We start from the raw sequence: 12,896 nt of genomic DNA on the forward strand, positions 1-12,896 counted from the left end.
CACACGTTACATGAAACAGTTACACGTAACCATTGTTGTCGGTATATGTGGCAACTGCTCAGTAATGTGAAAAAATTCTTGAAAAAATCTGCAAATAGATTCTTTCAGATAAAGTAAATCGAGTGTCCCACTATTATGAAAAGTTATTTAGAGTAATAAATATTGCTAAGAATTATGTTCCTGAAGCAATTCCAGTGGCTTCAGGACTTAATATTGCAGGTTTTAACTCAGGAATAGCTTTAGGTTCTGTTGTTGGAGGAGTCATTATTTCTCATGCATCTATTATTTATCTTGCATTAGGTGGAGTTATAATATCTTTGGCTGGTGTGTGTGTTATGTTCTTGACTCCAAGACCAACTAAGGCCTTTGTAGGTCAGGATAAGTAACATGTTTATGTAGTATTTATATGGCTTGGATTCTCCTAATAAGATAATTCTATATTTTCAGTTGTATGAGAGTGTATTATATGACAACGGTTAATATTAAACTTGTATTCACAAAATTTAAATATTCTTTAGATAAAGAGTATTGTGAATATTGCCGTTGTCTCATTACCCTATTTTATATCTCTATTATTAAATTTCACCTGTCAGATCATTATAAATTAAAACATCACGCAATTTTGCTCCGGAATAACCGATAAGCAATTCCACTTGTCGTCACAATAATCACCAGTAAAGGCCATAGGCTGTGCCAGATCACCGAAAAATCAGCGCCTTTCAAATAAATCTGTTTAGTGATGTCAGTAAAGTGCCGGATTGGGTTTATCCATGTTATATCCTGTAACCAGATGGGCATGTTCTCAACGGGAGAGATATATCCAGAAAGAAGGATGGCAGGCATCATAAATACAAAAACGCCGATAAAGGCCTGTTGTTGTGTTGAACAAATAGCGGAGATGAGCAAGCCAAACCCGACCAGAGATAGCCCATAAATCAGGATGCAGCCGTAAAACAGCAGTAGTGAGCCTGAAAAAGGAATTTGGTAACACAATGTTCCAATCAGCAAAACGATACTTGCCTGCACGGTTGCTACCACTAACGCCGGAATAGCTTTACCAATGAAAATTTGCCATGTGGTCAGAGGGGAAACGAGCAATTGATCCAATGTTCCCTGTTCTCGCTCACGGGCAACGGAAAGAGCAGTGACGATCAGAACGCCAATGGTTGTTATCATGGCAACCAGAGACGGAACCACGAACCATTTATAATCCAGATTGGCGTTATACCAGTTACGTATAATCAGTTCGCTGTTATTTAATCCCGGTGTATTGCCCTGTAACTCTTTCTGATAGTTCATCACAATCTGTTGAAGATAGTTGGCAGCAATTTGTGCGCTGTTTGAGTTACGTCCATCAAGCAGAACCTGAATGGAAGTAGGGGAATGGCTGGCAATATGAGCACTGAAATTTTGTGGAAAACGAACTAATAGCAAGGCATCACGGTTATCCAGTGTCGGTCGAATCTCCTGAGAACTGTTTAGTATAATAAGATCAGGAAAGGCTTTAGATTTCGCCAGCCGTTGGGTCAGTTCGATGGATGCCTGTCCTTTATCTTCGTCATAAATTGCGATAGTGGCATTTTTAACTTCCAGAGTTGCAGCCCACGGAAACAGTATCATCTGAAAAATAACGGGCAGAATCAGAGTCGCCCGTGTCTGAGGATCTCGCAGGAGAGACTGTAATTCTTTCATGACGAGTGTATATAGGCGATGAAACATGTTCTTTCCTTTTTAATCCAGATGTCGGCGGGTTTTCCATGCAGTCAGGCCAATAAATACGATGGCACTGGCAATTAAAAACAGCAAATTTGTGATTAAAACGGTGCCGATATTACCTGCCAAAAACAGCGTTTGTAAGCTACTGACAAAATAACGGGCAGGAACAATATAAGTAGAAAGCTGAATCAGCCACGGCATACTATTTATTTCAAATACAAAGCCGGATAGCATAATGGCGGGTAAAAAAGCAGCATTAAGGGAAATCATTGCCGCGTTAAATTGGTTACGGGTCACTGTTGAGATTAATAACCCCATTCCTAAAGCAGTAGCGAGATACAAGCTGGAAATTAAAGCCAGTATCCAAAGCGAGCCATGATAAGGAATACCCATAATAAAGACGGCAAAAACCATGCAAAGTACCATGACGAAAGAGCCGAGAACCTGATAGGGCAATAATTTGGAAAGCAATAATTCGGTTCGGGTAACCTGAGTGGATAAAAGGGCTTCCATTGTACCCCGTTCCCATTCGCGAGCGACAACCAGAGAAGTCAGGATTGCGCCAACAACTGTTATGATAATTGAAATCGCACCGGGAATAAGAAAATGCTGGCTGATTGCAGCCGGATTAAACCAGTAGCGGATTTGCATATCAATGAGTGGGGTTGTTGAGGTTCCCTGATTTTGCCCTCGTTGCTGTAACCAGATTTGCCAGACCCCTTTAGCGTAACCCTGTACAAAATTGGCTGTATTAGGTTCACTGCCATCTGTGATCACCTGAATTGGAGCATGATCACCAACCCGGGCAAGCTGTGCATCAAAATTGACCGGGATAATAATAATGCCGCGAATTTCACCGGCCTGTATTTTATTGATCAAAAGCTGGCGGTTATTGCTGATCGTGGCATCAATATAAGGTGACCCGGTGAATGCATGAACCAGTTCCTGTGCATCTTTGCTTTGTTGTTCCATCAAGATACCGAGGCGAAGTTTACTGGAATCAAGATTAATCCCGTAACCGAAAATAAATAACAGCATAAGTGGAATCACGACAGCAATTAAGGTACTGCTGGGATCACGTATAATCTGCTTACTCTCTTTAATACAAAGTGCTTTTAGCCGCCGCCATGAAAAACTGACTGCTTTTTGAGTTTTGGGAGCTTGTTCAGCATGATTTTCTTCATTACGACTCATTGCGGCTCCTTATCGTAATTCACCACGAGGTCGATAAAAACATCTTCCATTGACGGGTTAGTGCGCTCTGTCGTTGATACCTGTCGCTTCAATTCGTCAGGTGTGCCTGCTGCAATTAATTTTCCGCGAAAAACCAAACCGATACGGTCACAATACTCTGCTTCATCCATGAAATGTGTCGTGACCATCACGGTAACACCTTTATCCACCATTCCATTGATGTGTAACCAGAATTCACGACGTGTCAGAGGATCAACACCTGATGTCGGTTCATCCAGAAACAGAATATCGGGTTCATGCATCAGAGCGCAGGCAAGGGCCAGCCGTTGTTTAAAACCGAGTGGCAGGCTGTCGGTCGTTTGCTGCAAAATAGGTTTCAGGCTAAAAGCACTGATCATTTCTGCCATTTTTTTCTTCTGATGGCGACCACTTAAACCATAAACGCCGGAAAAGAATTTCAGGTTTTGCTCTACAGTTAAATCACCATAGAGTGAAAACTTTTGTGCCATATAACCGAGGTGCTGACGTGCCTGCCCTGAATCGGTTTTTAAGTCCATATTCAATACCAGCGCATTGCCATGTGTTGGAAGCATCAACCCACACATCATTTTGAATGTCGTCGATTTTCCGGCTCCATTGGGCCCCAGTAAGCCGAAAATTTCTCCACGTTTTACCTGAAAGTTCACATGATCTGTAGCAGTAAAGTCGCCGAATTTTTTTGTCAGATTACGGGCTTCTATTACGGTTTCTGTCGGATTTGGCGGGATCTGCGGCATGATTTCTGCCAGCTCTGAACGGCGGGAAGGGATGCCACCCAGTAAATCAATAAAGGCATCTTCAAAGCGTGGCTCCGCATCAAAGAGCTTGATATCAGGTAGACCTAGTTGCTGACATAGCTCAGCACTGTCAGCGCCGGCTCTTAAAATCAGCCGAAGGTATCTGCCCTGAATTACGCCATCGGTGACTTGTGGCAACGTGAGTGCCTGTTGCAGAATTTTCCGGCGGGAGTCTGGTTTGATATCAAGCAGAAAAGAGCGTCCGGCAATACCCTGAGTCAGTTTTTGTGGCTGACCGCGATAAAGTAATTCACCCTGATTCAGCAATAAAACATCAGGGCAAAGTTCGGCTTCATCTAAATAAGAGGTGCTCCATAAAATCAGCATGCCATCAGAAGCAAGTTCATGCACCATTTGCCATAATTCCCGTCGGGCAATGGGATCTACACCCACACCGGGTTCATCAAGCAATAACACTTTAGGGCTGCCGACCAATGTACAGGCCAGACCTAGCTTCTGTTTCATCCCGCCGGAGAGCTTACCTGCCAGTCGGCCAGTAAAGCGGGTTAAATCAGTAAAAGTCAGTAGCTTCCGGAAAGTGGATTGTCGCTCTTCTCCAGTTACACTACGCAGGTCTGCATATAAATCGAGGTTTTCCTGTACGGTTAAGTCTTCATACAGCCCAAATTTTTGGGGCATATAGCCCAGTTTAGAACGAACTTCGACACTGTCTTTGATGGGATCAAGCCCCATGATTTCAATAGTGCCGTGATTTGGCTTCAGTAACCCGGCCAACATTCGTATCAGTGTGGTTTTTCCCGCTCCATCCGGGCCGACAAGCCCGGTAACAGATCCCCCGAACAGCTCAGCATTTAATTGCGATACCGCCGGAATTTCTAACCCCGGAAAAGTTTTCTCCACACCGTTCAGTTTTATTGTATAGGCTGAACTGGTCATATTGCTGCCTTACTTGTCTGAGTCAGTAAAACGCAACGTAACCGGCATTCCTTGCTTTAGTCCTTCATCCGGATCACTGACAATAACACGCAGGCGATAAACTAAATCTGTCCTCAAATCGGGAGTTTCAACATTTTTCGGGGTAAATTCTGCGGTCGGGGAAACAAAACCAATTTTGCCGTGGTAAGGCTGATTTTTTCGGCCATCGGTATAAATCAGAATATCTCGTCCTGCTGTTGCCTGACTGAGATTCGGCTCATCAATGTATGCTCTTATCCAGACCGGATTAGTCAGTGATAACGTAAAGACCGTATTGCCGGTGGCCAGAATCGTACCCGGCTCAATGGCTCTGGTCAGGATAACTCCGGCGGAGGGGGAAATAAGATGAGTGTCCTGTAAATTGAGTTCAGCTTGAGTGACTGCTGCCTCAGCCTGAGCGAACTGGGCTTTGGCAGAAGCAATATCTTCTTTACGATTTCCCGCCTCAAACTGACGTAATTTATCTTTGGCTGCCTGATAAACGGCCAATGCCTGATGTTGCCCGGTTTTCGCATTTTCCAGATCGTTGGCTGAAATCATTTTGCGTTGCCATAATTCCTGTTGACGCTTCAGAAAGCTGTCAGCGAAACGGAACGCAGATTCTTTTTGGGCAACTTCAGCCCGCACCTGTGCAATTTCTTCTAAGCGATAACCTGCTTCTGCTTTTATAAAATTTGCCTTAGCGGCATCGCGATTGGCTTTGGCCTGATTCAGGGCATTAATAAAGGGAGAATTATCGAGCTGGCCCAGAAGCTGGCCAGCGGTGATGGCATCTCCTTCATCCACTTGCAGGGTTTCCAGCTTGCCATTGACCCGGAACCCAAGGTTGACTGTTCTGATATCAACATTGCCATACAGGGTTAACTCTTTGTCATTTCGTTCCTGATAATAGTAAATACCAATGGCAGCAGTAATAATGATGATCGCTAATAGGACAAGAGCAAACTTTTTAGTGTTCATACTACTATCCCTTATACGTTATTAAATTTTCGAATCGTCCTGCGGGCGGTTATTTTTTCCTCAGTCCATTAAGTAATATATTAATATGCTGAGTTAATACCTGATTAATTAACTCATATTCTCGGGTACCAATATTATCCCAGCCGGTCTGACGTAATAGAGCTTCCCGTGCCAGCCGGAAAGAGAGGATTTCCCCTAATAAGGCATGTGTGTGGATTTGGGTGGAAACGTGACCTTCATCAGCGCCGATATAATGGGCGATGAGTTTATTCAGGCGGGAATAAATCGGAGCAAGCCCCTGTTCATGAATAACGCTATAAGCTTCTGTAGGCGTCAATTGTTCATGCGACATAATGCGGCTGAGATTAAGGCTGCTTTTATCGAAAATGAGATGGTTATAGCTAATCAGCCCCTGATGAATAAATGCCAGTATCTGTTCTTGCGGATAAGGTTGAGGCGTTGTGATAAAAAATTGGTCAATAGACGCAATCAGCAGGGAAAATTCTGTTTTCAGTCTGTCGGCAATATGTTGTGCGACAGCAAGGTATAGCCCTTCTTTAGAGCCAAAATAATAAGCAATGGCGGCGATATTTTGTTTTGCGTGTTGAGCAATATTACGGGTAGTTGCACCTTCCAGACCTGATTTACCAAAAATCTCTAGTGCAGATTCAAGAAGTTGTTGCTTAGCTTGTTCGCCTCGTGACGTCTGAGCCGTTTTCGCTGCCATGTTGGAAAATATCCTGTGATAAGAGCCATAAAAATGGTCATAAATATATCAATCGTATGATTAACTTTAAAACTAAAGCATCCTGATGTAAAGATGACATAAATTTACCTATGCTTCATGCTGTTTGAAAAAACATATCTGTTATAATGCCGCACCTATGGTGCATTGCAGTTTATGTAATTTCTAAGCGTTTTATCGCGTCTTTTCTCTTCCCATAAAACTGCCCCTGAATTGATATCAGGAATGGTGAAGTCTGGAGTATTTCTTATTTATGAATTTTGAGTCACTCGGCTTGAAGGCTGATATTTTGCGTGCCATTGAAGAACAAGGATACGCAGAGCCTACCCCTATTCAGCAACAGGCGATTCCTGTTGTGTTGTCCGGTAAAGATCTACTGGCGAGTGCCCAGACCGGAACGGGGAAAACGGCAGGTTTTACTTTGCCTATCTTACAGTTATTGAGTGAATCTCCCATTCAATCTAAAGGGCGTCGCCCGGTCAGGGCTTTGATCCTGACGCCAACCCGTGAACTGGCGGCACAAGTGGGGGAAAATGTCCGCAATTACAGCAAATATCTCCGGCTACGTTCCTTTGTGGTATTTGGAGGGGTAAGTATCAACCCGCAAATGATGAAATTGCGTGGTGGAGTCGATATTTTAGTCGCAACACCAGGGCGTTTGCTGGATCTGGAACACCAAAATGCCGTAGACCTATCCCACGTGGAAATGCTGGTCCTGGATGAAGCGGATCGCATGTTGGATATGGGTTTTATTCATGACATTCGTCGGGTACTGAATAAACTGCCAGCCAAACGTCAGAATCTGCTGTTTTCAGCAACATTCTCGGATGAGATAAAAAATCTGGCTAACAAGTTGCTGCGTGATCCGGTCAGTGTAGAAGTTGCCCGTCGTAATTCAGCTTCTGAGCAAATTGAGCAGGCTGTTCATTTTGTAGATAAGAAACGCAAAGGGGAATTGCTTTCTTATATGATTGGCAGCCAGAACTGGCAGCAGGTACTGGTATTTACCCGTACGAAACATGGCGCAAACCGTTTGGCAGAACAGCTCAATAAAGATGGTGTTACTGCGGCAGCGATTCATGGCAATAAGAGCCAAGGTGCCAGAACCCGTGCATTGGCTGATTTTAAAAGTGGTCAGATACGGGCATTAGTTGCAACGGATATTGCGGCCCGTGGGCTGGATATTGACCAGCTGCCTCATGTTGTTAACTATGAATTGCCGAATGTTGCAGAAGATTATGTGCATCGTATCGGTCGTACCGGTCGTGCCGAAGCAACAGGGCAGGCAATATCTCTGGTATGTGTTGATGAACATAAATTATTGAAAGATATTGAGCGCTTGCTGAAGCGGGAAATTCCGCGTATCACCACTCCCGGCTATGAACCTGATCCTTCGATTAAAGCAGAGCCTATTCAGAATGGTCGTAACGGGCGCAGTAACCAGCCCCGAGCTCAGCGTACCGGTGATAAACAGGGCGCTAACCGGCAAAATCATGGCCATTCACGCAACAAGAATGTATGGCCAAAGAGTGCTTCATCACAGAAACCTCGCAATCGCAGACCAGCTAAAGCGGTAGCAGGAGAGTAATACAATGCGCGTTTTGCTGGCTCCGATGGAAGGAGTTCTGGATTCACTGGTCAGGGAATTGCTTAGTGAGGTCAATGATTACGATCTCTGTATTACGGAATTCCTGCGGATCGTGGATAGCTTATTGCCGGCAAGGTCTTTTTACCGTTTGTGTCCTGAGCTGCATCGCCAGAGCAGGACGCCATCGGGAACACCGGTCAGGATACAGCTTTTAGGGCAAGATCCGTCATGGCTGGCTGAAAATGCAGTCAGAGCGGTGGAATTGGGTTCGTGGGGAGTTGATTTAAATTGTGGCTGTCCTTCCAAAACCGTCAATGGTAATGGTGGCGGGGCTACATTACTGAAAGATCCAGAACTTATCTACCGTGGAGCCAAAGCCATGCGGCAAGCTGTACCGGCAGAATTACCGGTTACAGTAAAAGTACGTCTGGGATGGGATTCCGATGCCCGGCAGTTTGAAATTGCAGATGCTGTTCAGCAGGCAGGTGCAACTGAACTGGTAGTGCATGGACGTACTAAGGAAGATGGCTATAAAGCAGAACGCATAAACTGGCAGGCGATTGGCGAGATCCGCCGTCGCCTTGCCATACCGGTCATTGCAAATGGAGAAATATGGGACTGGCAAAGTGCACAGGAGTGTCTCAAAGTCACCGGATGTGATTCCGTGATGATTGGCCGTGGAGCGCTGCATGTGCCGAATTTAAGCCGGGTGATTAAATTTAATGAACCGAAAATGCCGTGGCATGGTGTGCTCCGGCTATTACAGAAATACACCCTGTTGGAAAAACAAGGGGATACCGGTTTATATCATGTTGCCCGCATTAAGCAATGGCTTGGTTATCTACGCAGAGAATACCGTGAAGCTGAGGAGTTATTTATGCAAGTCAGGGCATTAAAAACATCATCGGCTATAGCTGAAGTGATTTCTCGAGTTGTAGAGAATGATATGTATTTAATTGATAATGAAGCAGTTTAGTTAACGTATCTTCAGGTCTCTATAAGTTTCTATGATGATAATGATGTTATTTTTATCGTTATTGTTCTCTATTCTGAAAGATGCTATACACTTCGTTTTTCAGGTTGCGTCTCTGCTGGTTGCACTTATTCACCCCTGCCACCGATTTTATAGACATACGGTTATCTATGCTTTTGGGGATGAACACCCTTGCTGCCGCGATGTAGCCTGAAATACATTGTGTACACATATTGAGGATTTCATAAGCAAATTGTCTGAATTGACCACTTCAGTCAGTTAGATTGTCACAAATTTGATCATTTGTTCCGTGAGACACTTCTTCATGTTTTGCTGATGTTATTCATCATCGGATGCTGAAGCGGGCCTGAGAAATGTCCATTTCATTATGACCTTACTTGTAATTCAATGAAGGAAATGCCAATGAAATTAGAAACACTGTCCATTCATGCCGGTTACTCTCCTGATCCTACAACTAAAGCGGTTGCAGTCCCAATTTATCAAACAACGTCTTATGCCTTTGATGACTCACAGCATGGCGCTGATTTATTTGATTTAAAAGTTGAAGGCAACATTTACACCCGCATTATGAACCCGACTAATGATGTGCTGGAAAAACGTATTGCTGCTTTAGAAGGGGGAGTGGGTGCACTTGCTGTTGCTTCTGGCATGGCAGCAATCACCTATGCTATTCAGACAATTACTGGCCTGGGAGATAACATTGTTTCTGTAGCAAAATTGTATGGCGGAACTTATAACTTAATGACACATAATTTCCAAAATATTGGGATTGAAGTCCGTTTTATTGATCATGACGATCTTGCTGCTCTTGAATCGATGATTGATGAAAGAACCAAAGCTGTTTTTTGTGAAACGATCTGTAATCCAAGCGGGAATATTGTTGATATCCGTGCATTCGCTGATATTGCTCATCGGCACGGGATTCCACTTATTGTCGATAATACCGTTGCAACACCTTATTTGTGTCGTCCGTTTGAACATGGTGCCGATATTATCGTACATTCCCTGACCAAGTATATTGGTGGTCATGGAAATTCCATGGGCGGAATGGTGATTGATTCAGGCAATTTCCCCTGGGCAGACCATAAGGATCGTTTTGCTGTTTTGAATACGCCAGATCCTTCCTATCATGGTATAAATTATCTCGAACATTTTGGTGTAGCAGCATTTATTGCCCGCTGTCGTGTTGGGCAGCTGCGTAGTACTGGTGCATCCCTTTCTCCTTTTAATGCATTTTTGATTTTACAGGGCCTTGAAACACTCGCTCTTCGTATGGAACGCCATACTGAAAATGCCTTGAAAGTTGCTCAGTATCTGGAACAACATCCTCTGGTATCCTGGGTTAAATACGCCGGACTACCGACACATCCTGAATATGATTTGGCTGTACGTTATATGGGAGGGAAACCTTCGGCTATTTTATCTTTCGGTATTGAGGGAGAGGAAAAAGCAGCGACACGTTTTATTGATGCTCTGCAACTGATTACACGTTTGGTTAATATTGGTGATGCTAAATCATTGGCTTGTCATCCTGCATCTACAACTCATCGTCAATTAAATGAAGAAGAGTTGATAAAAGCTGGCGCATCACGAGATCTGATCCGTTTGTCTATTGGCATTGAGCACAGTGATGACATTATTGCAGACCTTGCACAGGCATTGGATATGGCAAAATAATTGAAATATACCAACGAATTGCAAGTTATGTTGTAGTGGCGAAGGAATGACAAATTCATCAGGAACGAATTTGTCCAGCCAAAAGCTGGCCTCTGGTGAGAGGCAGGAGCCTCTCAGTAATCCTGCAAAATACAGACTATTCTATATTCATAACCACATACCGAGGGTGAGCGGCTATATTTACATTTACCTCCCCAGTGGCACACGCACATCTGCACTTCTTTTTTATCGGGTATATAGAATTCATATAATTATAACGTCCGGACTATTTTTCGTTTAATTCAATTTTTAAATATCTGAGGAAATGTTTAATTAATCAAAAACAACAATGATATTAAATTAATTAACGACATATTTTGATTTAACTGAACCCTATAATTCCTTATGATTATTCATAAACTGACAGCTTTCTACTATTTGCAATTTTTTTAGTTCGTGTCTTAAATTAGTGAATGTAGTTAAGACATTCTCAGTAAAATCTCATCAGGGCGTTAGCTCTTATTGATACCCAATATACCCAGAGTTTCGAGCTGCATCGCGGCGTCAGGGGCGTTTATTCCCGAGAGCATAGATAAGTATGCGGTCAGGGAGAATGAGCCAGCCAAAAAGAGGTGGTTTGAGATAAGGTGGTATGTTTAATAAAATCAGGGGGTTGAGCATGGGTATTCTGTCATGGATTATCTTCGGTTTAATTGCCGGGATCATAGCGAAGTGGATTATGCCGGGCGATAATAGCAGCGGTATCATTATGACGGTGATTTTAGGGATTATTGGTGCAGTTGTCGGGGGCTATATAAGTACATTTTTTGGCATGGGAAAAGTAGATGGATTTAATTTGGGAAGTTTTGCCATTGCTGTTATTGGTGCACTGGTTGTCCTGTTTATATATCACAAAGTCTCTAATTAATTTAATTGTACTTATTAATCTTAATAATAGATTTAAGATGAGTGATAGAAAAAGGGCATGATAATTTGATGCCCTTGTATCTTTTAAATTGTTTTTGCCACTGTGAAACAGCTCAACCAATTAAGTACATTATTATTTATTTTTCTAATGGGAGATTATCATCAGCTCCCCATTCAGCCCATGACCCATCGTATAATGCTGCTTTTTTATGACCAATTATATCAAGCCCTAGCACTAAAACAGCCGCTGTCATTCCAGAGCCACAACTAGTGATAATGGGTTGCCCTAAATCGACACCTTGTTGTTTAAAGATAAGTTTAATTTCATCTGGCGATTTGTAATGTCCATTTTCGAGTAGCGCTGTCCACGGGACATTTTTTGAACCGGGAACATGGCCCATTCTTAAGCCCGGTCGTGGCTCAGGTGCTCTGGCCTGAAAACGCTCGACTGATCTGGCATCGACAACTTGTGTCTTTTCCTTCTCATTATGGAGAATATCAAGGATCTGTTGCCGGGAAATGACCTGTTCGGGAGAAAAATGGATATTGAATACCTGCGCATGGTGGCTGACTTCTCCCGATTCAGTTGGGTAACCAGCCAGTTGCCAGCCTTGTAAACCACCTTCAAGAATACGGATGTTTTTTGCGCCAAAAGTTTTAAATGTCCACCATGCCCGTGGAGCAGAAAACATATTTCCCTGATCGTAAATGACAATCAGATTATTTTCACTGATTCCCATTTCGCTAACGGCTTTTTGGAAAGTTTCCGGAGCAGGGAGCATATGTGGCAATGGGCTCTGAAGGTCAGCTATTTTATCAAGATCAAAAAATCCGGAGCCCGGTATATGTTTCTCCAGCCATTTCTGCTGATAATCAATGGATTCAGTTGGCATGGGAGCACTGGCATCAATAACAACAACATTCTCATCATTGAGATGTTCGCTTAGCCATTGTGGAGTAACAAAATATTGACTGTTCATAAGCTTCCCCGTCATTGGATATTCCGTGCGTTATACTACTAAATTGGGTACTGCAATAAATCTGAGGGTATATCGGCTATTACTGTTGCCCGGATTGTATGTTTTCCTGATGCACCGTTTCTGGCTGTGCTTGTTGTGTCTCTTCTGCTGAGGCGGTTGAACGGTTATACATGTTCATTCCTGCTAAAATAATGCCTCCGATAGAGCCGAGGGTGAATAGTACAATAATAACAAGCAGGATCTTTTTCATCTTTGTTCCCGATAAAATTTTTAGACATGTAGAAGGTTATACCCAATGGATTTCCAGTTGCATCGCCGCCAATAACAAAGAGACAACTTGAAAGACAACGGGTATAGAAGTATA

General features: G+C 43.2%; 12 protein-coding genes. 5 read left to right on the plus strand and 7 right to left on the minus strand.

All coding sequences use genetic code 11. The features are described 5' to 3' along the window. Nucleotides 1–122: 122 nt before the first annotated feature. Entirely contained in the window at nt 123–386 is a 264-nt protein-coding gene (locus AACS90_RS19740; RefSeq protein WP_193757155.1) for an MFS transporter, read from the plus strand. A gap of 226 nt (nt 387–612) precedes the next feature. Here AACS90_RS19740 and AACS90_RS19745 read toward each other — a convergent pair whose 3' ends face one another. Genes AACS90_RS19745 through cecR form a run of 5 tightly spaced genes read right to left on the minus strand, consistent with a single transcriptional unit; the run spans nt 613 to nt 6,369 of the window. Next, a complete protein-coding gene (locus tag AACS90_RS19745) occupies nt 613–1,719 on the minus strand; it encodes an ABC transporter permease (protein ID WP_099121198.1) in 1,107 nt (368 codons plus the stop codon). A gap of 12 nt (nt 1,720–1,731) precedes the next feature. Then, on the minus strand, nt 1,732–2,910 hold the full coding sequence (locus AACS90_RS19750; protein WP_099121199.1) for an ABC transporter permease: 1,179 nt from the start codon (nt 2,908–2,910) through the stop codon (nt 1,732–1,734). Continuing rightward, nucleotides 2,907–4,643, minus strand: a complete 1,737-nt coding sequence (locus AACS90_RS19755) for an ATP-binding cassette domain-containing protein (RefSeq protein ID WP_099121200.1) — start codon at nt 4,641–4,643, stop codon at nt 2,907–2,909. The genes AACS90_RS19750 and AACS90_RS19755 overlap by 4 nt, the downstream gene beginning before the upstream one ends. 9 nt (nt 4,644–4,652) lie before the next feature. Beyond that, nucleotides 4,653–5,642 carry a secretion protein HlyD gene (hlyD, locus tag AACS90_RS19760; RefSeq protein ID WP_099121201.1) on the minus strand — a complete coding sequence of 330 codons (990 nt, stop codon included), beginning with the start codon at nt 5,640–5,642 and terminating at the stop codon, nt 4,653–4,655. 49 nt (nt 5,643–5,691) lie between these two features. Continuing rightward, on the minus strand, nt 5,692–6,369 hold the full coding sequence (gene cecR, locus AACS90_RS19765; protein WP_099121202.1) for a transcriptional regulator CecR: 678 nt from the start codon (nt 6,367–6,369) through the stop codon (nt 5,692–5,694). A gap of 271 nt (nt 6,370–6,640) precedes the next feature. Here cecR and rhlE point away from each other — a divergent pair, with 271 nt between their 5' ends. From rhlE to AACS90_RS19785, 4 genes are all read left to right on the plus strand, one after another. Continuing rightward, nucleotides 6,641–7,975 (plus strand): ATP-dependent RNA helicase RhlE, encoded by a 1,335-nt coding sequence (gene rhlE / locus AACS90_RS19770; RefSeq protein ID WP_099121203.1) that lies wholly within the window; start codon nt 6,641–6,643, stop codon nt 7,973–7,975. A gap of 4 nt (nt 7,976–7,979) precedes the next feature. Continuing rightward, complete coding sequence (dusC, locus tag AACS90_RS19775) at nt 7,980–8,951, plus strand: tRNA dihydrouridine(16) synthase DusC (protein ID WP_099121204.1); 972 nt, start codon at nt 7,980–7,982, stop codon at nt 8,949–8,951. Nucleotides 8,952–9,371: 420 nt separating this feature from the next. Then, nucleotides 9,372–10,646 carry a bifunctional O-acetylhomoserine aminocarboxypropyltransferase/cysteine synthase gene (locus AACS90_RS19780; RefSeq protein ID WP_099121205.1) on the plus strand — a complete coding sequence of 425 codons (1,275 nt, stop codon included), beginning with the start codon at nt 9,372–9,374 and terminating at the stop codon, nt 10,644–10,646. Between the two features lie 658 nt (nt 10,647–11,304). Then, complete coding sequence (locus AACS90_RS19785) at nt 11,305–11,553, plus strand: GlsB/YeaQ/YmgE family stress response membrane protein (RefSeq protein ID WP_099109153.1); 249 nt, start codon at nt 11,305–11,307, stop codon at nt 11,551–11,553. A 136-nt stretch (nt 11,554–11,689) separates the two neighbouring features. Here AACS90_RS19785 and sseA read toward each other — a convergent pair whose 3' ends face one another. Both sseA and AACS90_RS19795 read right to left on the minus strand, forming a co-directional pair. Further along, entirely contained in the window at nt 11,690–12,532 is an 843-nt protein-coding gene (gene sseA / locus AACS90_RS19790) for a 3-mercaptopyruvate sulfurtransferase (protein ID WP_099121206.1), read from the minus strand. A 79-nt stretch (nt 12,533–12,611) separates the two neighbouring features. Continuing rightward, nucleotides 12,612–12,782 carry a hypothetical protein gene (locus AACS90_RS19795; protein WP_193757156.1) on the minus strand — a complete coding sequence of 57 codons (171 nt, stop codon included), beginning with the start codon at nt 12,780–12,782 and terminating at the stop codon, nt 12,612–12,614. Nucleotides 12,783–12,896: the final 114 nt, after the last annotated feature.

It is taken from the genome of Xenorhabdus sp. KK7.4, from assembly GCF_963876465.1.
Taxonomy (GTDB): Bacteria; Pseudomonadota; Gammaproteobacteria; order Enterobacterales; family Enterobacteriaceae; genus Xenorhabdus; species Xenorhabdus stockiae.